The 21,388-nt window shown below is 55.3% G+C and carries 21 protein-coding genes; 8 read left to right on the plus strand and 13 right to left on the minus strand.

Going from position 1 to position 21,388, the window contains the following annotated elements:
* Positions 1-17: 17 nt before the first annotated feature.
* The 3 genes from AC812_RS05645 to AC812_RS05655 all read right to left on the minus strand — a co-directional run bounded on the left by AC812_RS05645 (position 18) and on the right by AC812_RS05655 (position 3,117).
* On the minus strand, positions 18-437 hold the full coding sequence (locus AC812_RS05645) for a hypothetical protein (RefSeq protein WP_061912849.1): 420 nt from the start codon (positions 435-437) through the stop codon (positions 18-20).
* Positions 438-569: 132 nt separating this feature from the next.
* A complete protein-coding gene (locus AC812_RS05650; protein ID WP_061912850.1) occupies positions 570-2,183 on the minus strand; it encodes a phytoene desaturase family protein in 1,614 nt (537 codons plus the stop codon).
* Positions 2,173-3,117, minus strand: coding sequence for an SDR family NAD(P)-dependent oxidoreductase (locus AC812_RS05655; protein WP_061912903.1), 945 nt, complete (start codon positions 3,115-3,117; stop codon positions 2,173-2,175). Before AC812_RS05655 ends, AC812_RS05650 begins: the two co-directional genes overlap by 11 nt.
* A 499-nt stretch (positions 3,118-3,616) precedes the next feature.
* Here AC812_RS05655 and cysK point away from each other — a divergent pair, with 499 nt between their 5' ends.
* Together cysK and epsC are read left to right on the plus strand one after the other, a co-directional pair.
* Positions 3,617-4,549: a cysteine synthase A gene (gene cysK / locus AC812_RS05665; protein ID WP_061912851.1), complete on the plus strand. Its 933-nt coding sequence runs from the start codon at positions 3,617-3,619 to the stop codon at positions 4,547-4,549.
* A 19-nt stretch (positions 4,550-4,568) separates the two neighbouring features.
* Positions 4,569-5,333, plus strand: coding sequence for a serine O-acetyltransferase EpsC (gene epsC, locus AC812_RS05670; protein ID WP_082148837.1), 765 nt, complete (start codon positions 4,569-4,571; stop codon positions 5,331-5,333).
* Here the strand turns inward: epsC and AC812_RS05675 are convergent, their stop codons facing one another.
* The 9 genes from AC812_RS05675 to AC812_RS05715 all read right to left on the minus strand — a co-directional run bounded on the left by AC812_RS05675 (position 5,334) and on the right by AC812_RS05715 (position 13,044).
* The gene (locus tag AC812_RS05675; protein ID WP_061912852.1) at positions 5,334-5,906 is read right to left on the minus strand and encodes a LysM peptidoglycan-binding domain-containing protein; all 573 of its coding nucleotides are present in this window, start codon (positions 5,904-5,906) and stop codon (positions 5,334-5,336) included.
* A gap of 75 nt (positions 5,907-5,981) precedes the next feature.
* Complete coding sequence (locus tag AC812_RS05680) at positions 5,982-6,401, minus strand: CBS domain-containing protein (RefSeq protein WP_061912853.1); 420 nt, start codon at positions 6,399-6,401, stop codon at positions 5,982-5,984.
* 127 nt (positions 6,402-6,528) lie between these two features.
* Positions 6,529-7,305: a 5'/3'-nucleotidase SurE gene (gene surE / locus AC812_RS05685; protein WP_061912854.1), complete on the minus strand. Its 777-nt coding sequence runs from the start codon at positions 7,303-7,305 to the stop codon at positions 6,529-6,531.
* 14 nt (positions 7,306-7,319) lie between these two features.
* Entirely contained in the window at positions 7,320-8,372 is a 1,053-nt protein-coding gene (gene add, locus AC812_RS05690; RefSeq protein ID WP_061912855.1) for an adenosine deaminase, read from the minus strand.
* A 288-nt stretch (positions 8,373-8,660) separates the two neighbouring features.
* The gene (locus AC812_RS05695) at positions 8,661-8,843 is read right to left on the minus strand and encodes a hypothetical protein (protein WP_061912856.1); all 183 of its coding nucleotides are present in this window, start codon (positions 8,841-8,843) and stop codon (positions 8,661-8,663) included.
* Positions 8,844-9,164: 321 nt separating this feature from the next.
* Positions 9,165-9,383, minus strand: coding sequence for a hypothetical protein (locus AC812_RS05700; RefSeq protein WP_061912857.1), 219 nt, complete (start codon positions 9,381-9,383; stop codon positions 9,165-9,167).
* A gap of 42 nt (positions 9,384-9,425) precedes the next feature.
* Positions 9,426-10,073 (minus strand): hypothetical protein, encoded by a 648-nt coding sequence (locus AC812_RS05705; protein WP_061912858.1) that lies wholly within the window; start codon positions 10,071-10,073, stop codon positions 9,426-9,428.
* A gap of 624 nt (positions 10,074-10,697) precedes the next feature.
* On the minus strand, positions 10,698-12,074 hold the full coding sequence (locus AC812_RS05710; protein WP_061912859.1) for a vWA domain-containing protein: 1,377 nt from the start codon (positions 12,072-12,074) through the stop codon (positions 10,698-10,700).
* 10 nt (positions 12,075-12,084) lie between these two features.
* Positions 12,085-13,044 (minus strand): AAA family ATPase, encoded by a 960-nt coding sequence (locus tag AC812_RS05715; RefSeq protein WP_061912860.1) that lies wholly within the window; start codon positions 13,042-13,044, stop codon positions 12,085-12,087.
* A gap of 291 nt (positions 13,045-13,335) precedes the next feature.
* Here AC812_RS05715 and AC812_RS05720 point away from each other — a divergent pair, with 291 nt between their 5' ends.
* The 6 genes from AC812_RS05720 to pyrH all read left to right on the plus strand — a co-directional run bounded on the left by AC812_RS05720 (position 13,336) and on the right by pyrH (position 19,257).
* Positions 13,336-14,283, plus strand: coding sequence for an ATP-binding cassette domain-containing protein (locus AC812_RS05720; protein WP_061912861.1), 948 nt, complete (start codon positions 13,336-13,338; stop codon positions 14,281-14,283).
* A gap of 10 nt (positions 14,284-14,293) precedes the next feature.
* Positions 14,294-15,583, plus strand: coding sequence for an ABC transporter permease (locus tag AC812_RS05725; RefSeq protein ID WP_061912862.1), 1,290 nt, complete (start codon positions 14,294-14,296; stop codon positions 15,581-15,583).
* A 19-nt stretch (positions 15,584-15,602) separates the two neighbouring features.
* Positions 15,603-16,805: an ABC transporter permease gene (locus AC812_RS05730; RefSeq protein WP_061912863.1), complete on the plus strand. Its 1,203-nt coding sequence runs from the start codon at positions 15,603-15,605 to the stop codon at positions 16,803-16,805.
* 161 nt (positions 16,806-16,966) lie between these two features.
* Positions 16,967-17,851 carry a 30S ribosomal protein S2 gene (gene rpsB, locus AC812_RS05735; RefSeq protein WP_061912864.1) on the plus strand — a complete coding sequence of 295 codons (885 nt, stop codon included), beginning with the start codon at positions 16,967-16,969 and terminating at the stop codon, positions 17,849-17,851.
* A 20-nt stretch (positions 17,852-17,871) separates the two neighbouring features.
* Positions 17,872-18,486: a translation elongation factor Ts gene (gene tsf, locus AC812_RS05740; protein WP_061912865.1), complete on the plus strand. Its 615-nt coding sequence runs from the start codon at positions 17,872-17,874 to the stop codon at positions 18,484-18,486.
* Between the two features lie 54 nt (positions 18,487-18,540).
* A complete protein-coding gene (gene pyrH, locus AC812_RS05745) occupies positions 18,541-19,257 on the plus strand; it encodes a UMP kinase (protein ID WP_061912866.1) in 717 nt (238 codons plus the stop codon).
* Between the two features lie 54 nt (positions 19,258-19,311).
* Here the strand turns inward: pyrH and dnaK are convergent, their stop codons facing one another.
* The gene (gene dnaK, locus AC812_RS05750) at positions 19,312-21,198 is read right to left on the minus strand and encodes a molecular chaperone DnaK (protein WP_061912867.1); all 1,887 of its coding nucleotides are present in this window, start codon (positions 21,196-21,198) and stop codon (positions 19,312-19,314) included.
* Positions 21,199-21,388 lie beyond the last annotated feature (190 nt).

The raw sequence follows: 21,388 nt of genomic DNA on the forward strand, positions 1-21,388 counted from the left end.
GTTCTGGCGCCGGCCGGTTACAAAAAAGCTCCCCCTAAAAACAAAATAATTAACCCCACAATCATCCATCCCAATCTCGCTGAGTAGTTGGGGGGTTCAATTTGCCCATCCCGGTCCATAGAGCGGATGAGGGGGAATAATCGCCAGTAAAAGGAGACCGTCCCGATTGCCAGAGCAAGCAGGCTGATTCGCTGGAGGGCCTCGTCTCCAAACAGGACAATTACAACCAGAAGGAGAAGGAAAATCAATTTTGCCCCGGCCACCCAGTAAACCAGATAGCGGATAAAGGCATGAACATCCGGCATCTGTTTGGATTTTTCCCAGGCGGAGAAGACACCCACCGCATTGGCTCTTTTCGAACCGGGTGCAAAGTACAGAGCCAACACGTTGGAAGTTTCTAAAAAAATAAAGGCTAAAAGAATTATTTTGACGATCATTGCGTATTCTCCCGCAAGTTCAAAACCAGCCGGCTGAAAGCCAGAACAAAAATCACGGGCGGCCCTCTCTTTTGCTTAGCGGACAGATTTCGAGAGGCATCTTGTGTATGCCGGTGCAGGCTGGCAGCAAGATCATGCCGGGTTTTTCTTCGCCTTTTTGAGGATGTTTTGGGATGCGTACCAGCCGGTCAGCATCGCAATTGGCACACCCGCCGGGGAATACACCCATTGTCCGGCTTGAAAAACGTTCGGCAGTGGGGTCAGCACCGATTTGGGGATGTCTTTCAAAGTGTGAACCACAGGGGAGGATGTTTCAAACGACCAACCGGTAATCGCTCCTTCTGAACTGCCGGATACTTTTTGAATGGTCAAGGGGGTGGCGGAAAACCGGAAAAGGATATCCTCGTGGAGGTTTTTGTAAATCGATTCGGAAAGAACGCGAATCACCGTGGTTTCACAAATTTCTTTGAATTCATCATACCAGCCGGCTTGCTCGACCTTTTCCAGAATCTGGTAATCGTAAAGGCAGCTGACCATCAAACCAGTTTTCCCTTCCGGCGCCAGGGTTTCATCCCGCAAGACCGGAATGGAAATTTCATAGGTATTCAAGCTCAGGTATCTTTCCAACCAGCCGAGAATTTCCTCCTTCGATAATTGCTCAAAATCTCGAATGATGCGAATTCTTTCTGCCTGATTTGTTTCGCCAAGCCCCTGCCGGGAAGGGGTGTAGAACACATGCTCCCCGCCATTCTGACGAAAGTAGGAAGGCGGGCGGTTTACGCCAGCATAGAGGATAAAGACGGATTCAGCTCCTTTGGAAGATAATTTACGCTCCGATTCCGTTTTGATTTTGGCGGCGGTATGTGGGTCAAGATCGTTCACCTTCAGACTGCGATACAGGGTTTTCAAGTCCGCCGCCCAGATCAGATAATCATAAGGATATTCCTGTCCGTCTGCCGCGATGATTTTGGATTGAGACGGGTTGACTTCCACAATTTTTTTATTCAGTTCGATCCTGCCGCCCCATTCAAGAAGTTTCTCTTCGACGAGGTTGCTTAAAGCGCCGGTGCCACCCCTGGGATAGAAGTAATCAAGGTAGACATAAAAGTAGCCCAGGGCGAAATGGGTTGGCGTTTTTCTAAAAAAGTGCTGGATGATGATGTCAATCAGCGATTGATTGGTGGTCAGACCCTTGAGGAATTCCTCCATCGGCAGGTTGTATTGATTGAGCTTTCTCAGGGCGTGTAAAAACTTAAAGGTCCACGGAATCAGTTTTCTAAAGATGAAAGCTTTGTCTTTGGTCAGGTCGGTAAAATTCGGGTTGTCAAACTCGTACAGCACGCGGGTGTATTCGGAAATTTGAGAGATGGCGGCGATGATTTGCCGGATATCCGGCTCATTTTCGGGGTAAAGTTGAATCAGCATCCGCTGGTATTCGTCTAAATCCTCCATGGAAAGAATGCTGATGAAGTGATCTTCAATTCCAATCGAAATCCGGTTCTTGAAGAAGTCCCATTCAATCCCCATGTGCTTTAACATGGGTTTGACAATGCCGGAGTTGATCAAAGCCCGCGGGCCGGTGTCAAAAAAGAAGCCGTTGCTTTCAAAGGTGCTCACCAACCCGCCAATGCGCGCGTTTTTTTCCAACAGCAGCACATCCAGTTTCTCCCGTGCCAGATAGGCGGCTGCCGTCAAGCCCGCCATCCCGCCACCCACGACAACGACTTTTTTGCGGTTACGTTCCATTTAAACCTCCCAGCTCCATACTGATCTTCCACAACTTCATGGCAGCGTTTTTATCCAGCGCCGGCGGGGCAGGTTCCTCCAGCGTGGTGAGGTTAAAGAACTTGCCCGAAATGTTGTCCAGTTCCGGGGAAACTCCCAGGTAGTAGAGCGCTTCAGCGGCAATTTCGGTGGAGCGGGCGAACGGATCAATCAACACGCTCTTTAACATTTTATAGAGCCATCCATTTTCTTGACCGCTGTTTGTTTTGACATTACCCGGATGCATGGCGTTTATGGTAATCCCCGTTCCCTCAAGCTTTTCATTAAGTATTATCATCGAAAGTAATTGGGCCAGTTTTGCGGCAGCGTAACTTTTCAGACCGGAATAGCGCCGTTTTTCCCAGAATAATTCATCAAAACTGAGCCCTGCCACCGCAAACCGATAGGCCTCGGAATTGACGTAAAGGATTCGCCCTCTGGTTTGAGTTTTCAGCCTGCCCAGCAGATAATTGTTCAAAATAAAGGTGCTGAGGTAATTGACCTGAAAAACGGCTTCAAGACCATCTTCCGTCAAGGTTCTTCTGGTCAGGTAGATGCCGGCGTTGTGGATCAGAACGTCAATATCTCTTTCGAGGGCGGCTAAATGTTTGGCTGCCGAGTGAATATCGGATAATTTCGAAAAATCGGCAAGGAGATAGGTGCAATTCGCATTAAAGTCACGGCGAAGTTGATCACAAATTTCCTGTGATTTTTGCTCGTTGCGGTTGATCAACAACAGGTCTGCCCCATGAGAAGCATATTTTCTGGCAGCGGCATACCCAATTCCAGAAGTTGCTCCGCTGATCACCACCAAACGATGATGAAAATCTTCGTCGCAAATTTTGGGGTCTAATTTGAGATTGTGGATCATCGCAAAGACATTAGACCATTTGTACTCGCTCCGGTACGGATTCATCCCGCCTCCCGCCAGTTTCACCTTTTTTCTCAATAAAATAATAATTCCCATTAAAAAAATCGGTGAGCTGGAAGTATCCTGAACCGGCCCTCAAGCCAGAGCAGGAAACCCATATACCCCACCCGCGCAATTATAACCCGTTCCGACGAACTGGTTAGATTATTGCAGAGCGGTTGGTCAGCCTTACTTCACAAAGGGTTGTATCATCAAATTCTCCATAAAAGCCTTGACAAAACGCCAATCCGTTCTATAATCAAGGGCGATAATTAAGATGAAATTGATAAATATTTGGAGTTGCAGAATGCTTACTTGCGTGTGTCTGAGGCGGGGCTGATTTCAGCCGCTGCCTGAGACGAAACCGGAAACTTTCGCCAGCAGAACCAGACAGTGGCAGTCAGTCCCGCATGATCCCCTATCCTGCGCGCGGCTTGCTCCGCTGTCTTTTGTTTTTCTGCTGGCTTTTTCTTTAAACCGATTAACTTCATCACAGGAGAACACTATGAAAATCGCTAACGATGTCACCGAATTGATCGGAAACACACCGCTCGTGCGTCTCAACCGGATTACCGAAGGGGCGGTTGCGACGGTTGTCGCCAAACTGGAGTACTACAACCCGGCCCACAGCGTCAAAGACCGTATCGGTGTTTCAATGATCACCGCTGCCGAAAAAGCCGGCCTGATCAATAAGGACACCATCATCCTTGAGCCGACCAGCGGCAACACCGGTATTGCGCTGGCGTTTGTCTGCGCAGCGCGCGGCTACAAATGCACGCTGGTCATGCCCGAAACGATGAGCAAAGAACGCCGCATGTTACTGCGCGCCTACGGTGCCGAGTTGATTCTCACCCCCGGCAGCGAGGGCATGGCCGGGGCAATCCGCAAAGCCGAAGAACTGGCTGCCAGTGACCCGCGCTACTTCATCCCCCAGCAGTTCAAAAACCCGGCCAACCCCGAAATTCACCGCCGCACCACCGCCGAAGAAATCTGGCGCGACACCGATGGTCAGGTGGATTTTCTGGTGGCAGGGGTTGGCACCGGCGGGACAATCACCGGTGTCAGCGAGGTGATCAAAGCCCGCAAGCCCTCGTTCAAGGCAATTGCGGTTGAGCCAGATGCCTCACCGGTGCTTTCCGGGGGACAAAAAGGCCCGCACCCGATTCAGGGCATTGGGGCCGGCTTTATCCCCGAGGTTTTGAATACCCAAATTTACGATGAGGTGATTCGTGTCAAAAACGAGGACGCCTTCCGCACCGCCCGTCAGATGGCTGCAATGGAGGGGCTGCTGGTGGGCATTTCATCCGGGGCAGCCACCTGGGCCGCTCTGCAGGTAGCCCGCCGTCCCGAAAATGAAGGCAAATTGATTGTGGTGATTATCCCGTCCTTTGGGGAGCGTTATTTAAGCACGGCTCTGTTCGCCGATTTGGCGGATTGAGTGGAGAAAGGGAAAGCGCATGTTTGATTGGATTAAGACCATGCAAAATGATATACGCAGCGCACTGGAACGCGATCCGGCTGCCCGCAGCCCGCTGGAAATTCTGCTTGCCTATCCGGGTATCCATGCGCTCTGGCTGCATCGGGTTGCCCACTTCCTCTGGAAGCGCAACTTCAAACTACTGGCACGCTGGCTTTCGCATGTCAATCGCTTTTTGACCGGCATCGAGATCCACCCCGGCGCGAAAATTGGTAAACGCCTGTTCATTGACCACGGCATGGGGGTAGTGATCGGCGAAACCGCCGAAATCGGTGATCATGTGACCCTCTACCACGGCGTTACGCTGGGCGGCGTCAGCCTCGAAAAGGGCAAACGCCACCCCACCATTGAAGATAATGTCGTCATTGGGGCCGGCGCCAAAGTGCTGGGCAACATCACCATTGGGCGCGGCAGCCGGGTGGGCGCCAATGCGGTGGTGATTCACTCTGTCCCCCCCAACTCGGTGGTGGTCGGCGTGCCCGGTCAGGTGGTGGCGCGCAGCAAGTCGGTCGAAGGCGGCCCGGACCTGCACCATGACCAGCTGCCGGATGCCATAGGCAAGTCGCTGGCCTCGGTGATGGCGCGTTTGGAAGCGCTCGAACGCCAGCTGCATACCCACGCACTGGAAGCCAACGGCGGCAACGGCAAATCAATTGGCAAAGACGATGAACGGGTGCTGATCAACCCCCCGCTGGTTCATCCGCCGGAGCATGGCATCTGGCGCGGCGAAGATTTTTCGATTTGATTATCTTTTACGGAAAGCCGCCAGTAGCACAAAAATCAAACCGGCCGCGCTGATGACGATCAGCCCCATCCCCAGCGTACTTTCATTTAGCCAGGATGGCGGCTGCCAGTCAATCAGCGGGGCCGGCGTTTCGGTCAGGGTTGGCGTTACCGTGTAGGTCAGCGTGGGTGTGACCGGCGTTGGGGTAAGCGACGGCGTACGGGTTGGCGGAACCGGAGTCAGGCTTGGGGTGGGGGAAATGGTCGGTGTGGAGGAGGGACGCACCACCAGCGTATCGCCAACCAGCAGCACCGCATCCTGCCCGAGCCCGTTCCATTCCAGAATCTGGGCGATGGTCACGCCGTACGCAATGGCAATGCTCCACAAAGACTGTCCACTTTCGACCTTGTGGATGACGGAACCGTCCGGGTTGGGTGTGGCGGTGATGACCGGCTGAATGACGGGCGGGTTGGTGGGGGCAATCTGGAAGGGGTTGGCGGCGTGGACCTGAAGACCCTGGCGCGCCAGCCATCCCCCGCCGGGCGAAATAAGCAGGTAAAACAGCAAGGTGATTGCGATAAAAAAGCGGCGCATTGGTTTTATTATACCCAATCCGCCGCCCTTACCGGCGAGGATTTTCAACCGACGGCTCTGGAAAGCAACCGCAGGTCAGGAAAGCAGCCTTTCGCCGTCTCCGCGTCCCATGGTTTCGGCAATCACCAGAAAATCGTTGGCGGAGATCATGCCGATAACGGTGCCGCTCTCGTCCGCCACCGGCAGGTGGTGAATGCGTTTTTCTTTCATAACGCGGGCGCATTCGGCAATGGTCATCTCCGGTGAAATGGTGATAAGCGGCGAGCTCATAATCTCTTTCACTTTGACTTTGGAGGGGTCTTTACCCTGAGCGACGATTTTGTCGCAGATATCAATCGAGGTGACGATCCCGTATTCGGGGCTTTCTTCCGTTTTTTTGACGATTAAACTGTTGATGTAACGCCGGCGCATCGTGCTGAGCGCATCCAGCACCGGACTTTCCGGATCAACGAAGACCACCAGATCGTTCATCCAGGCGCGTACGGTATTTTGCATGTTCCAATTCTCCTTTACAGGGATAGGTAAGGTGTGAATGAGGTGCTTTTTACACGATGGGCTGAATGGGATACCAGCCTGAATCAAGTATAGCAAAAAGAAACGGCTTGGCAAGCCGAAAGATGAATTATCTCAAATCCGGAAATTTCCAGCCGCGCAGCCCATCCAAAGCCTGGTAGGCGGTCAAATCCAGCTGAACCGGCGTCACCGAAACGTAATTGCCGGCCAGTGCGCCGATGTCGGTGCCCTCTTCCGGCAGTCCGGTCGGCTCGTCGCCGCCGATCCAGTAATAGGGTTTGCCGCGCGGGTCTTCGCGGCGGATCAACTCGTCGCGGTAAATCCGCAATCCCAGGCGGGTGACCATCCAGCCGCGAACGGCGCTCAGCGGCTGATTGGGAATGTTCACATTCAGCAGGACGTGCGCAGGCAGGCCGTTCTCAATCACCAGCGGCACCAGCCGGGCAGCCACGGCTGCGGCGGTTTCGTAGTGCAGGGTGTGGTTGTTTTCCTCGTTGCGGTCGAGCGAGAAAGCCAGCGAAGGCAGCCCCCAGATCGCGCCTTCCATCGCCGCGGTCACCGTGCCGGAGTAGGTCACATCATGCCCGACGTTGGCGTTGGGGTTGATGCCGGAGACCACCAGATCAATCGGCTCGGGTAAAATGCCCAGAACCGCCAGCGCAACACAATCCGAGGGCGCCCCGTCACTGGCCAGGGCGGGTGTGCCATCGGCTAACTGAACTTCCTTGACCCGCAGCGGGCGGTGGAGCGTTTTGACATGCCCGGAGGCCGACCAGTTGCGGTCGGGCGCCAGCACGCTGACTTTGCCGAACGGGCGTACCGCTTGCGCCAACGCCAAGAGACCCGGCGCAAAAACGCCGTCATCATTGGTAACCAGAATGTGCATAAACCTGCCTCGATTCAGATTTCCTCTAAAATATCCATTTCGATTTTCAGGCGTTGGATGAGCGCCTGTTTTTCCGCTGGTGGTAAGATTGCCGCACCGGCTGCCGCCAGGACGCGTTCCTGCAATTGCTGGCGGGTTAGGCCGAGTTCTTCGCAAGCCAGCCGGTATTCGTCGCTCAGGCGAATGTCGGAAATGCCCGGGTCATCGCTGTTGATGGTCACGTTCAGGCCAGCCCGCAGCATCTGCAAAAGCGGATGTTGCTGGAGGGATGCCACTGCGCCGCTTTGCACATTGCTGGTAATGCACACTTCAAAGGCTGTACCGCGTTCGGCCGCCAACCGCGTAACGGCTTCGTCCTCCAAGACCCGCACGCCATGCCCGATCCGGTCGGCGCCAAAGTCCTCAATCGCCTGCCGGACATTCTCGGCGCCGCCCCACTCGCCGGCGTGGACGGAAAGCGCCAACCCCTCGCGGCGGGCTTCGCGGAACAGGCTCAGGAAAGGACCGGCATTGAATTCGACTTCATTGCCAGCCAGATCAATTCCCACCACGCCGGATTCGCGAAAATCCACCGCCAGCCCGATGACCTGTTCGGCCAGTTCAAGCGGTTCGTGGCGGTTCATGGAAACCAGCAGTTGCACCGGCAGGTTGAATTCGCGGCTGGCCCGCTGAACCGCCGTGCATACCCATTCCATCACCTCGCGCAGTCCAAAACCGCGCTGGCGGCTGAGTGCCACCGGGGTAAACCGTAACTCCATGTAGCGCACCTGATCAAGTGCGGCATCTTCCACGGCTTCGCGGGTCAGGCGTTGGATGATTTCCGGCGTCTGGTAAAACAAACGCAGGGTTTGAAATTTAGCCAGAAAATTTTGAAAGGTGAGCGGCTCGCCAGTCTGCATTTGAACCAGACCGGCCAGTTGTTGATCAGCGGGCAGGGGCATGTGCTGTTGACGGGCAATCTCCTGCAGGGTGGAAAGGCGCAAAGAGCCTTCCAGGTGGCGGTGCAGCTCCACCTTGGGCATGCTTTCGTAATAGGTTCCTTGGGTAATGGCTCCGTACCAGCCCATCCCACACCCTCCTGTCAGGCTCGGAGATGATGAATCCCGGTTGGGACAATTCTATCATAAATCCACAAATGGCTTGGGGACAGGAAGGGTAAGGTTTGGCAGGACAGGATGGCCAGTGGGGTTGAAAACCCGCTTTGCCCCGCCTCGCCCGGTGTAAGTCTTAAGGCGAGAGGGCAATAACCCGAAAAGAGATCTACGGCAAGCGAAGTTAAGGGAACGGGCAAGGGCAATCAAAAAGCCGCCGGAAAGGCGGCTGATTGATCTGGAGAAAACTTATAGCGAAGATCTTTAAGCCATCTGCTTGAGCATGTTCAACTCACGCTCCACGGCTTCCATTTCGGCTTTCAGATCGCGCAGGTACTGCTCCAGCCGTGCGATGTAATCATCGCGGGTCAGGGCGATTAAATCGCCGTGCTCGGTGCTGCAACCGCAGTTGCCGCCGCATCCACAGGTATCCTGGTGTCCGGACATGTTGACTTCTCCTTCTGGCAAAAGTGGGACGAATTGAAACCGATAACTAAACTAATTTTATGATAATTATCCGAATTGTCAAGACGTAAATGAATGTCAGGCCGGGTAAAACGAGGCATCTCCTTAATTTCAGAAAGGTCTTGCAGGAGACCGCCACGCCATCTGCGGCGGCTCGCGGTGACGTAAACCGTTCATGTCAAACCGAGCGAAGCGACACTTGCACCGCACTAAACCCCCGCCCGTTCTCCCCAAAAATCGCGAAAAGCGATTTTTGGGGAGGTGCAGGGGGCGCGAGACTGCCGCGCTGCCGCTAACCTCGCTTCAGTCTTTCTGATAGGGCTTGATCACCACAAAGGCCAGTCCACCCAGCAGAGGTATGGCAAGCACAATCAGCGTCCAGAGAGCTTTTTCCGTAGCGGATAGGTTAAAGCGTTTCTGGTTCGCCAGATAGTAAATGATAAGAATGATCCAGCCAAGCACCGCCAGAAGGCTCACCATCTGAACCAGCAAAAAAACCATTTGAAGACCGGTCTGTTCCATGATAATTATCTCCTTATATCCATTGCCGACTCTAAATTGTATTCAATAAACTCGGTATGTGAAAGAACAACTTACTGGCACAGAATAGAGCCTTACCCCACCCTCGATGATAAGATAGACATTTACAATACCGCCACCTTTGATAGAAACCTGGGCGGCTGTTTGATTGTAGGCATAACTATATTCGTTTGTGAGAGTGGCTACCATAGTCAAACCTGTTAGGCCGGTGTAAGTACTAAGAACTTTATCAATCCATCGAAATGACCCTGAACTTCCTACTCGAATATCGCCCCATGTATTAAATCTTGCAATACCATATCCTAATGGTACAGAGCAGCTCCGCGTGATTACATTGTATGTGATGCTTTCCGTGCCTACTAAAAATCTTTCTGGGAAGTACTCTCCCGAGAAATAAATATGAGTAGTTTTCTGTGTAGAGTTCTTGAAAAAAGTTAGAAATTTTTCCAGCTCTTCCGGTGATTTGAATTTGAGAGGAGTAATACCTACTGGTATGTAATCAACTGAAGTTAAGTTGAACCGGTTTATGATTTCCTCGTAGGAGATACCGGATTTATCGAATGTACCCTGTGATTCCTGTGATAACATAGAGCCTTGACCAAACAATGTCAATATTATCAACAGACTAATCAGGTGGTATGTTTGCATAATTCGAAGCGACTTGAATTTCATCTTAATTCCTCCATAAAAGTTTTCTTAAGTATTATTCTATAAAGCAGGTAGCTTCCAAGGGGGCTTCCATAATCTGGTTATATTGGATTTTTATGTTAACAATTTGTTAATGATATAAAAAACTAACAGGCTATCCAAAAAATTAAGCAAAACAATGATGTAATCCTCATTCTTTGGGCATACAATCCCCAACATCAGAAAGGTAAGCCCTATGCGCCTTAAATGGATCAATTCCAATATGCAAGGTTTCTTGGAAGTCTACAAGCGTTTCAATAGCCCCTGAGTGACTGCTTATTTGCGTAACACGCTCTTGGCTGACTTGCGCGAACCGTTACCTATGCAAGCTCAACTACCGGAGCAATTCGATTACGAATACCAGCACCACCATCCCCCTAACCTGTTTATGTTCTTCGAAACGTTAGTGGGCAAATAAGATATAAGAATTGCTCACCAATGCAAATCATTGAATAGGCTGAAATGATGCTTATGTTCTATGATCGCTTAATCCAGATATAGATATGATTGTAGTCGTGCTGAACAATCTCAATGCTGGCGGTTCTCCATTTTTGTGTATGAGTCCGAAGAAACCCGGCGGTTAGCGTCATAAACAGTTTAATTTCACTCCTACTGCAGCAGCATCTGATCCACCGCCTGCGCCAGCTGCGCCAGATTGGAGACCTGGAAGATGCGCTGGCAGAGCGGTGCGTACTGCCGCATGTCCGAATCGCCGCTGCCCCACAGCCAGACCGGCTCGGGATTGAGCCAGATCAGCGTGCGGGCGCGGCGGGCAAAGCGTTGCAGCAAGTCCACCCGCGGGTCGTTGTAGTTATTGCGTCCATCGCCGACCAGGATCAGGGTAGTGCGCGAATCGAGGATGTGCAGGTACTCGCGTTCAAAGTCCTGCAAGGCGCGCCCCAGGTCGGTGTTGTAGTAGCCGGGTGGCATACGCTGCAACACCTGCTCGATGGCCTGTTCCGGCGGCAGGTGGGCAAACTCCGGGGTGATATAAGCCAGCCGGTTGATAAAAGTGAAGGCGTGGGTGTGGCTGATCTGATCCTGAATGGCATACAGCAGGCTGAGCATCAACTCGGAGCAGTAGCGCATGGAGGTGCTGATGTCGCAGATCACCACCAGTTTGGGTTTGAGGGTGTGATCGCGGAAGCGCAGTTCCAGCGGCACATGCCCGTATTTGAGCCCGGCGCGCAGGGTGGCTTTGCTGTCCAGCTGACCGGCTTTGGCGCGGCGCATCCGCAGGGCGAGGCGGGTGCGCAGGGCAGCCGCCAGCCGCTGCACCTCGCGGCGCAGTTGACGCATCTCCTCGGGTGAGATCATCTGGAACGGCCGCTGCAAGAGACCTTCCGAGGGTGGCTGGCGCGGATTTTCGGCCATGCGTTCCAGAATGTTTTCGCCGGCCTGCCGGCGGATTTGCTGCTGCCAGGCGTTCAGGTTGTTTTGCAGGGCGCGCCGCAGCTCGTCCACTTTGCGGCGGTTGAAGCCCATCTCCTCCAGTTTTTGGAGCAATTCCTGGATGGCCTGGCGCAGTTCGGGGAACTGCATCCACTGTTCCATTTGACGGGCAAGCCAGTTCTGGTCGCGCAGGTCGAGCGGCATGTTCGGGTTCATCAGCTCGTTTAACTGAGCCAGTTCCTGCTGGCTGAGGGGTTTGCCCTGCAAAAGTTTCTCGATCATCTCCTGCAGGTGTTGGGCAAACTGGCGCAGGGCTTCGGCTAATTGACGGGCTTCCTGCGGGGTCAGTCGGGCGGCAGCCTCCTGCATCGGGGGCGGTTCGTCCGAGCGGAAGAACAGCGGAAACAGGCGGTCGAACACGGCCAGATCGCGGGCGTCTTTGATCAGGGTGGTGCGCAGGGTCAGGCGAAAGCGCTCTTTATTCTGCACGCCCATGCGCTTGACCGCCTGGAAGGCATCCTCGCTCTCTGCCAGGCTGATGCGTACCCCGCTGGCGCGCAGCGCCGAGATGAATTGGGCGGTGCGGCGTTCCATGTCCGCCTCCTCAATTCTGCCAGCGCGGGCGCGGCGGCAGGCGGGTAGGCGGCTGATCGTCCCCATCTGTCCGCCGCAGCAGGCGGCGGGCGCGCTGCAAGTCGCTTTCGTGCTTTAGCAGCACGCTCAGGGTCGTTTCGAGGGTGCGTTCATCCAGCGCGCTGGCGTTCAGTGATACGAGGGCTTTCGCCCAGTCCAGCGTTTCGCTGATGCTGGGGGATTTACGCAAGTCCATCGTTCTCAAGCGCTGCACCAGTTCTACCGCATCCCGCGCCAGGCGCGGCGCTAAATCAGGCACTTTCAGGCGCACCACCGAAAGCTCCTGTTCCAGAGTGGGATAATCAATGAACAGATACAGGCAGCGCCGTTTGAGGGCTTCGCTCAGTTCGCGGGTGTTGTTGCTGGTCAACACCACCAGCGGGCGGTGAACCGCTTGCAGGGTGCCAATTTCCGGCACGCTGACCTGAAAATCGCTCAGGATTTCCAGTAAAAAGGCTTCAAATTCGGCATCGGCGCGGTCAATCTCGTCAATCAGCAGGACGGTGGGTTTTTCGGAAAGGACCGCCTTTAGCAGCGGACGCGGCAGCAAAAAACGCATCGAGAAGAATACGTCTTCTTCCTGCGCCAGACGGTCGGCTGCTTCACGCAGGCTGGCGGATTTAGCCAGCACATCCTGCAATTTATCGCGCAGCAGCTGGGTGTAGAGCATCTGTTTGGCATATTCCCACTCGTAAAGCGCCTTGGTTTCGTCCAGCCCTTCATAGCATTGCAGGCGGATCAGTTCGTAGCCGGTTGCACCGGCGATGGCTTTAGCCAGCTCGGTTTTTCCTACGCCGGCCGGGCCTTCCGCCAGCAGCGGTTTACCAAGGGTCTTACTCAGGTACAGGACGGTGGCAATTTCTTCGCTGGCGATGTATTGCTGGTCGCGCAGGGCTTTTTTAAGTTGATCGGGGGAATCGAAGGGATACATGGTTGCACCTGTAAATTACCTATCTATTTGGGTCAATAATGTCAATATAACATATTTCAACCCTGCAAGGCTACACCTTGTAGCGAAAACCATCCAAAATCACCCGTTCGATTGGGATGGTTAAACTTGAGTTAACAGCGCAACTGTTCCACATTGATCTTCGTAAATATAATGTATATTGTTAATTCGGAAAATGAACTTTTGGAACCTTTTAATCGGATGACATTCTGGAAAGTTGCTTCTAATCCCCACCCGCAATTTGTACCCCAATCCTCAAGAAGGTGAAAAAAAATGAGCGCAATTCTTCAGGTGAATAATCTCGTCAAGCGCTACGGCGACCTGACGGCCGTCAAGGGCATATCGTTTGAGGTGCAGGAAGGTGAAATTTTCAGCCTGTTAGGCCCAAACGGGGCCGGCAAGACCACCACCATCTCGGTGCTTTCAACCCTCTTTCCGCCCAGCGAAGGGGATGCCCTGATCGCCGGGAATTCAGTGGTGCGCCAGCCCTATGCCGTGCGCCAGACCATCGGAATTGTCCCGCAGGAAATTGCCCTCTACGAAGATTTAACCGCCCGCGAGAATCTCCACTTTTGGGGGCAGTTATACGGCCTTGGCGGGCGCGAACTGAAACAACGCTGCGAGGAGGTACTGGAACAAACCGGCTTGCAGGAAAAAGCCAACCAGCGCGTCAAGACCTTTTCCGGCGGGATGAAACGCCGCCTGAACATTGGGGTGGGATTGCTGCACCGCCCGCGCTTGCTTTTCATGGACGAGCCAACCGTCGGCATTGATCCGCAGTCCCGCCGGGCAATTCTGGACACGGTCAAAGACCTCAACCGGCGGGCCGGCATGACCATCCTTTACACCACCCACTACATGGAAGAAGCGCAGGAACTTTCTCACCGCGTTGGCATTATTGACCACGGTGAGATGATTGCGATTGGAACGCAAGCCGAACTGGTCAGAATGGTTGGTAAGGCCGAAACCCTCGTCTTGCAGTTTGGCGAGGATCAAAGTGTGGCGGGTATCATTCCTCACCTTCAGCGAATGCCCGGTGTTCAGCAGGTGATTGCCGAAAATCACAGCCTGCAGGTGCTGGTGAACGATGCGGAGGAAATTTTACCGGCGGTGATTCAGACCTGCACCGCCGAAAATCTGAAAGTCCGCACCATTCAGATCCAGGAGCCGAATCTGGAAGCGGTCTTCTTGCAGTTAACCGGGCGCGCCCTGCGCGATTGAGGAGGATGGGATGAAGAAAATCCTGTTGATTGCCGCCAAAGATTTACGGCTGGCCTTCCGCGACCGCGCCGCCATCATCTTGATGCTGGCAGCTCCCTTTCTGCTCACGCTGGGCATGGCGCTGGTCACCGGACGGCTGGCTTCACCGGGCGGGCAGTCCTCCGGCCTTTCCAATATTCCCGTCCTGATCATCAACCGCGACGGTGAATCCCTGGGAAACGCGCTGGTCGAGACGCTTCAATCGGCCGAACTGGATGAGTTGCTGGATGCGCAGGTAGTTGAAGATGAAGAAGCTGCCCGCCGTGCCGTGGATGAGGATCAGGTTGCCGGGCTGGTCATTATCCCGCCCGGCTTTACGCAGAGTGTCATTCCGGAGCAGGCTGCCATCATAGACATGGCTGCCGAGCCGGTCAAACTGCAGTTTTACGCCAACCCGGCGCGTCCCAACAGTTCAGCCATCATCGAAACCATCCTGCGCGAATTTATCAGTCGTGTGGAAGAAGGGCGGGTGATGGGCATGGTATCCGTCTTTCAGATGCTGACCAGCGGGGTAGTTTCACCAGCCGAAGCGCAGGCCTACGGCGATGAGATGCGCCAGTTGTTCCAGTCGGCTCAGGAGGAGGACCTGAGTGTTTTTGAGGAAGCCGGAACGCTGAATTTGAAGGTGATCGGCGCGCCGGAGCAGGAGAGCGTCCGCTTCGATGTGATGGCTTACATGGCGCCCGGCATGGCGCTGCTCTTTTTGATGTTCACAGTCACCTACGGAGGGCGTTCGTTTCTGGCGGAACGCCGTCAGCGCACACTGCAGCGGATGTTGACCAGCCCAACCGCCCTCCCGCAAGTCCTGGCAGGGAAGATGCTGGGCACCTACCTGACCGGCGTGATGCAGCTGCTGATTCTGATCGGCGGCAGCAGCCTGCTATTCAACCTGCGTTGGGGCGACTTTTGGGGCGTGCTGGCTCTGATTTTGCTGGCAACTTTTGCCGCCACCGGCTGGGGTTTGCTCATCACTGCCTTTGCTCGAACCCCGGGGCAGGTCAGTACCTACGGTTCGGCGATCATGCTGGTGTTTGGCATCATGGGCGGCAGTTTTATTGACCTGAGCATGCTACCGGATTTCGTCCGTCTGGTCAGCCGGATCACCCCCAATGCGTGGGCGCTGGACGGCTTCACCATTTTGGGGCTGGGCGGCGGGCTGAGCGACCTGACCAGACCGCTTTTGGGATTGTTTGCGCTGGGCTGTGTGCTGTTCATCCTCGCCGTGCTGCGGTTTTCCCGCCGGCGCGATCTGGTTCAGTAACGGTAAGGAGAAGTGAACGATGCAAAAAATCCTCGCAATTATCCGCAAAGACCTGATCCTGCGCTTTTCCAGCCCGGCCGAATGGCTGTTCTTCCTCATCTTACCGATTGTATTCACCTATCTGCTGGCAGGCGGTACCCCCGGCGGGGATGGCGATATTCGCCGGGTGCTACCGGTAGTAGACGAGGCAGGTACGCCGCTTTCTCAGCAGATTGTGGCCGAACTGGAAAAATCCCCCTTTATCCGTCCCGAATTGACCGAGCGTGCCGAAGCCGAACGAAAATTCGGTGAGCGCACCATCGTTTTCTGGCTGCTCATCCCGCCCCAAACCTCACAGGAAAATTTGCTGAACGGTGAAATAGCCCTGGAATTTTACACCCAGCCCAACAACCTGGATGCCATTTCCGCGCAGCGTTCGATTCAGGCCGCTCTACGGCAGGTGAGTTTGAAGATCAACGCGGCTCAGTTTGCCGTGCAGCAGGCCGAAAGCCGCAAACCGTTTGCCTCAGCCGAGGAACGCCAGGCTTACTTTGAGGGCGCCCTCAGTCTGGCGCAGCGTTTTCAGGAACAGACCCCGCAAAGACTGGAAATTCTCCGAGCCGAAACAGCCGATCCGGTGCAATATGACCCGCGCGCCAATTCATCTGCCGGTCAGATGATCACCTGGGTGTTCATTCCGCTGTTCGGCATTTCGGCATTGCTGGCTTACGAGCGCAGCAGCGGCACGCTGGCGCGCCTGATGACCACCCCCACTTCGGCGGCGGTATTTTTGCTGGGCACCATTGGCGGTCAGGTGCTGACGGCGATGGTACAAATGCTCTTGCTGATCGGTTTTGCAGTGGCAGCGCTGGGCGTTCCATGGGGAAGGGAACCGCTGGGGCTGGCGATTCTGCTGGTGAGCGGTGCACTGGCGGCGGCGGCGATTGGCACAGCCATGGGCACCATCCTGCGCAGCGAAGCCCAAGCCAACAACCTGAGCATCATGCTGGGCATGGTCATGGCGCTGCTGGGCGGCTGCTGGTACCCGCTGGAGCTTTTCCCGGCGGCGGCGCAGACCATCGTCAAAGTCCTGCCGACCACCTGGGCCATGCTGGGGATGACCGATTTGCTGCTGCGCGGCGAAACCTGGCGGGGCATTCTTCCCGAAGCGGGTGTGCTGCTCGGCTTTGCGGCCGTCTTTTTTACCATTGGGATTTTACGTTTTCGCAAGCAATTTTTCTAGACGATTCAGCTCAATCGTGGTATGATTGGGCGGCTGTTCCAATGGGAACGCAACATTCTATCACGCACGCTTCTTGACCGGCTTCGGCGTGCTGCCCGAGGGCAGTTCGGAGCCGGGTTGAAAGAGGCGGAGGAATAACGCAAAAAGGAGAATAGTAAAAAATGGCTTCCATCATTTCCATGAAAGCCCTGTTGGAAAGCGGTGTGCATTTTGGGCATCGCACCAACAAATGGCACCCTGCCATGCGCCCGTACATCTTCACCGAGCGCAACGGCATTCACATCATTGACCTTCAACAAACGGTCAAGGCGTTGACCCAGGCCTATCAGGTGATTGTCAACACCGTTGCCGAAGGCGGCACCCTGCTGTTCGTCGGCACCAAGCGTCAGGCACAGGAGACCATCCAGGAAGAGGCCATCCGCTGCGGGATGCCCTACGTCACCGAGCGCTGGCTGCCCGGCACCCTCACCAACTGGGTGACCATCTACGACCGCATTCAGGAACTGGAACGGCTCGAACGGATGCGCGACAGCGGCGAGATCAACCGCCTGACCAAAAAAGAAGCCCTGATGATCGAGCGCGAGATCAAGCGCCTTGAAACCCGCCTGAGCGGCATCCGCAAGATGACCCGCCCGCCGGAACTGCTCTTCATTGTGGATGTTTCCAACGAAGCCACCGCCGTGCACGAAGCCAACCTCAAAAACATTCCGGTGATTGCGCTGGTGGACACCAACTGCGACCCGCGCGGTGTGGATTATGTCATTCCCTCCAACGACGATGCCATCCGCGCCATCAAGCTGCTGGTTTCCAAGATCGCCGATGCCGTGCTGGAAGGCAAAGCCCTACGCAAAGATACCGGCGAGGAAGGCGAAGAGGCCAAACCGGTTGTTGCACCCGCCATGCGCGGTCCGCGCCCGCAAATTCTGGAAGAGGATGAGCTGGAAGATGAAGACCTGCTGGGGGCTGCCACGCTGGCAAAGATGAGCCCGCGCGTCGTCGAGATAGATGACGAAGAAGAGATCGAAGAAGAAACCGAAGAAGAATAATTACTCCAAGAGGAAATTGTATGACTACGATCAGCACCGATATGATTAAGAAATTGCGCGAAGCCACCAACGCGGGGGTTCTGGATTGCCGCAAGGCATTGGAAGCCGCCGAAGGTGATTTTAACAAAGCCGTGGATATTCTACGCGAAAAAGGGCTGGCAACCGCCGCCAAGCGCGCCAGCCGGGCCGCCTCTGAGGGCGTCATTGATGTGTACTCGCACGGCAACGGACGGGTGTGCGTGATGGTAGAGGTCAACTGCGAAACCGATTTTGTCGGACGCAGCGAGGTTTTCCGCAACTTTGCGCACGAGATCGCCCTGCAAATTGCGGCTGCCTCACCGCTCTACATCCGTGAAGAGGACATTCCGCAGGAAGTACTGGACAAAGAAGCCGCCATTGCGGCTGCCAAAGCGCGTGAAGATGGCAAGCCCGAGGCGATCATCCCGCGCATTGTGGAAGGTTCTCTCGCTAAATTCAAAGACGAGTTCGTCCTCTTGCGCCAGAAATACATCCGCGATGAGAGCAAAACCGTTCAGGATCTGCTGAATGAAACCGTCGTTTCGACGGGTGAAAACATTGTCATCCGGCGGTTTGCCCGCTGGGCGCTGGGTGAAACCACGCAGGACGAAGCCTGATCAAGAAGAAAAGCCAACCTTGCCGGTTGGCTTTTTTATACCCCCGGGAGAATTATGGACGGACTAAAATACCATCGAATCTTGCTGAAATTGAGCGGCGAGGCGCTTTCCAGCCCGCAGGGCAGCGGCATTGACCCGAAAGCCGCCCGGGATATTGCCTTGCGAGTGCGGGAAGTGCGCGAGATGGGGGTGGATGTCGCCATTGTGATTGGGGCGGGTAATTTGTGGCGCGGCAAAGCCGGTTTGGATTTGGGGATGGACCGCGCGACCGCCGATTACATGGGCATGCTGGCGACCGTGATGAACGCGCTGGCTCTGATGGACGCCCTCGAGTCGTGCGGGGTGGTCACTCGCGTTCAATCCGCCATCGAAATGCGCGCGGTTGCCGAGCCGTACATCCGCCGCCGCGCCATTCGTCATCTGGAAAAGGGGCGGGTGGTCATTTTTGGGGGCGGCACCGGTAACCCCTACTTTTCCACCGACACGGCAGCCGCCCTGCGCGCCTGCGAAATTGATGCGGACGTGCTGATTAAGGCCACCAAAGTGGACGGTGTTTACGACAGCGACCCGCACCGCAACCCCAACGCGGTCAAGTTTGACCGGCTGACCTACATCGAAACGCTCAACCGGCGTTTGGAGGTGATGGACAGTACCGCCATCTCCCTCTGCATGGAAAACAAATTGCCCATTCTGGTGCTGAATTTGTGGGATGCAGAGGCGCTGCGGCTTTCGCTGCTGGGTGAAATTCGCGGTACGCTGGTAGAAGGGTAAAAAAAACAAGGGGCTGGTTGGTTGCCAGCCCCTTGTCAGTTTCGTTTACCCGAATCAGGCTTCTTTGAATTCGCCTTCGACCACGTCGCCTTCCGGGCTGGTTTGCCCGTGATGGCCGTTGCCGCTGGCAGCCCCAGCCGCTTGCGGAGCAGCCGCCTGGAGGATGCGCCCGTACAGTTGCTGCAATTCTTCGCTCAGGCTGCGCATCCGGCGGTCGTCTTCACCGTTCATGATCTGGCGCAGGTCGTTGATCTTGCTCTCGGCTTCGTAGCGCAGGTCGGAGGGCACCCGTTCGCCGTTTTCTTTGAGGGCTTTCTCGACCTGATAAATGGTATTGTCGGCCAGATTGCGGGCTTCGACGATCTCGCGGCGGCGGCGGTCTTCGGCTTCGTGGCGTTTGCTTTCCTCGATCATCCGTTCGATTTCGGCTTTGCTGAGGTTGGTCGAGGCGGTGATCGTCACGCGCTGTTCTTTGCCGGTCGCCTTATCCTTGGCAGAAACGTTCAAGATGCCGTTGGCGTCAATGTCGAACGTCACCTCGATTTGCGGTATGCCGCGCGGAGCCGGCGGGATGCCGTCGAGGCGGAAGCGTCCAAGGGTGATGTTATCGGCCGCCATGGTGCGCTCACCTTGCAGCACGTGGATATCCACGGCGGTCTGGTTGTCCTCGGCGGTCGAGAAGATTTGCGAGCGGCGCACCGGAATGGTGGTGTTGCGCTCGATGATCGGGGTCATCACACCGCCCATCGTTTCGACACCCAGCGTCAGCGGGGTCACATCCAGCAGCAGCACGTCTTTGACCTCGCCGCCCAGCACACCCGCCTGAATGGCTGCACCAATGGCAACCACCTCATCCGGGTTGACGCTCTTGTTGGGCTCTTTGCCGGTCAACTGCCGCACCAGATCCTGCACCATGGGCATGCGGGTCGAACCACCCACCAGCACCACTTCGTCAATGTCGCTGGCTTTCAAACCGGCATCGCGCAGGGCAGCCTCGAACGGGCCGCGGCAGCGTTCCAGCAGGTCTTTGGTCATCTGCTCGAAGCGGGCGCGGGTCAGGCGCAGCTGCAGGTGTTTCGGGCCGTTGGCATCCGCGGTGATGTAGGGCAGGTTGATTTCGGTTTCCATCATGGTGGAAAGTTCGATTTTTGCCTTTTCGGCCGCCTCGCGCAGACGCTGGAGGGCCTGCCGATCCTGTTTCAGGTCAATGCCGTGCTCCTTCTTGAATTCTTCCACGGCCCAGTTGACAATCCGCTGATCCCAGTCATCACCACCCAGGTGCGTATCGCCACTGGTGGATTTGACCTCGAAAACACCATCGCCGACTTCGAGGATGGACACATCGAAAGTACCGCCACCCAGGTCAAAGACGAGAATTTTCTCGTTCTTTTTCTTGTCCAAACCGTAAGCCAGGGCCGAGGCAGTCGGCTCGTTGATGATGCGCAGCACTTCCAGACCGGCAATTTTACCGGCGTCTTTGGTGGCTTGCCGCTGGCTGTCGTTGAAGTAGGCCGGGACGGTGATGACCGCCTGCGTGACCGGCTCGCCCAGGTAGGCCTCGGCGTCGGCTTTCAGCTTCGATAAAATCATGGCCGAAATTTCCTGCGGGGTGTACTCACGCCCGGTCACGGGGATTTTGACCCGCGCGTCACCCGCCGGGCCGCGCACCACCTGATACGGCACCATCTTGCGCTCTTCCTCTACTTCGTCGTAGCGGCGCCCCATGAAGCGTTTGATGGAGTAGATGGTGTTTTCCGGGTTGATAACCGCCTGGCGTTTGGCCGTTTGACCGACCAGCCGCTCACCATTTTTAGTGAACGCCACAACCGACGGGCAAAGGCGCGATCCTTCCGCAGTGGTGATCACAACCGGGTCACCGCCTTCCATCACGGCTACCACACTGTTGGTTGTTCCTAAGTCAATACCGATAATTTTCGACATCGGTAAGGTCTCCTTTCTTTGGTTAATCTGGATTTTCCGGTGCTGGTGACTGACTGGCTGAAATAAATGATGAAGATGAGTGCAGCCCTGCCAGCCAATCTCCCGCAACCGCTAGTAAGCATACTCTGTCCGTGCATGAAAAACATTAACGCTCTATAGGAATTCTGTTAACAGGGAAAAACCGTCTTGT

Source organism: Bellilinea caldifistulae, from assembly GCF_001306055.1.
GTDB classification, from domain to species: Bacteria; Chloroflexota; Anaerolineae; order Anaerolineales; family Anaerolineaceae; genus Bellilinea; species Bellilinea caldifistulae.

Bases quoted from the DNA above. Each gene is read 5' to 3' on its own strand.
- AC812_RS05645 (WP_061912849.1), bottom strand. From the start codon at position 437: ATGATCGTCAAAATAATTCTTTTAGCCTTTATTTTTTTAGAAACTTCC.
- AC812_RS05650 (WP_061912850.1), bottom strand. From the start codon at position 2,183: ATGGAACGTAACCGCAAAAAAGTCGTTGTCGTGGGTGGCGGGATGGCG.
- AC812_RS05655 (WP_061912903.1), bottom strand. From the start codon at position 3,117: ATGAATCCGTACCGGAGCGAGTACAAATGGTCTAATGTCTTTGCGATG.
- cysK (WP_061912851.1), top strand. From the start codon at position 3,617: ATGAAAATCGCTAACGATGTCACCGAATTGATCGGAAACACACCGCTC.
- epsC (WP_082148837.1), top strand. From the start codon at position 4,569: ATGTTTGATTGGATTAAGACCATGCAAAATGATATACGCAGCGCACTG.
- AC812_RS05675 (WP_061912852.1), bottom strand. From the start codon at position 5,906: ATGCGCCGCTTTTTTATCGCAATCACCTTGCTGTTTTACCTGCTTATT.
- AC812_RS05680 (WP_061912853.1), bottom strand. From the start codon at position 6,401: ATGCAAAATACCGTACGCGCCTGGATGAACGATCTGGTGGTCTTCGTT.
- surE (WP_061912854.1), bottom strand. From the start codon at position 7,305: ATGCACATTCTGGTTACCAATGATGACGGCGTTTTTGCGCCGGGTCTC.
- add (WP_061912855.1), bottom strand. From the start codon at position 8,372: ATGGGCTGGTACGGAGCCATTACCCAAGGAACCTATTACGAAAGCATG.
- AC812_RS05695 (WP_061912856.1), bottom strand. From the start codon at position 8,843: ATGTCCGGACACCAGGATACCTGTGGATGCGGCGGCAACTGCGGTTGC.
- AC812_RS05700 (WP_061912857.1), bottom strand. From the start codon at position 9,383: ATGGAACAGACCGGTCTTCAAATGGTTTTTTTGCTGGTTCAGATGGTG.
- AC812_RS05705 (WP_061912858.1), bottom strand. From the start codon at position 10,073: ATGAAATTCAAGTCGCTTCGAATTATGCAAACATACCACCTGATTAGT.
- AC812_RS05710 (WP_061912859.1), bottom strand. From the start codon at position 12,074: ATGGAACGCCGCACCGCCCAATTCATCTCGGCGCTGCGCGCCAGCGGG.
- AC812_RS05715 (WP_061912860.1), bottom strand. From the start codon at position 13,044: ATGTATCCCTTCGATTCCCCCGATCAACTTAAAAAAGCCCTGCGCGAC.
- AC812_RS05720 (WP_061912861.1), top strand. From the start codon at position 13,336: ATGAGCGCAATTCTTCAGGTGAATAATCTCGTCAAGCGCTACGGCGAC.
- AC812_RS05725 (WP_061912862.1), top strand. From the start codon at position 14,294: ATGAAGAAAATCCTGTTGATTGCCGCCAAAGATTTACGGCTGGCCTTC.
- AC812_RS05730 (WP_061912863.1), top strand. From the start codon at position 15,603: ATGCAAAAAATCCTCGCAATTATCCGCAAAGACCTGATCCTGCGCTTT.
- rpsB (WP_061912864.1), top strand. From the start codon at position 16,967: ATGGCTTCCATCATTTCCATGAAAGCCCTGTTGGAAAGCGGTGTGCAT.
- tsf (WP_061912865.1), top strand. From the start codon at position 17,872: ATGACTACGATCAGCACCGATATGATTAAGAAATTGCGCGAAGCCACC.
- pyrH (WP_061912866.1), top strand. From the start codon at position 18,541: ATGGACGGACTAAAATACCATCGAATCTTGCTGAAATTGAGCGGCGAG.
- dnaK (WP_061912867.1), bottom strand. From the start codon at position 21,198: ATGTCGAAAATTATCGGTATTGACTTAGGAACAACCAACAGTGTGGTA.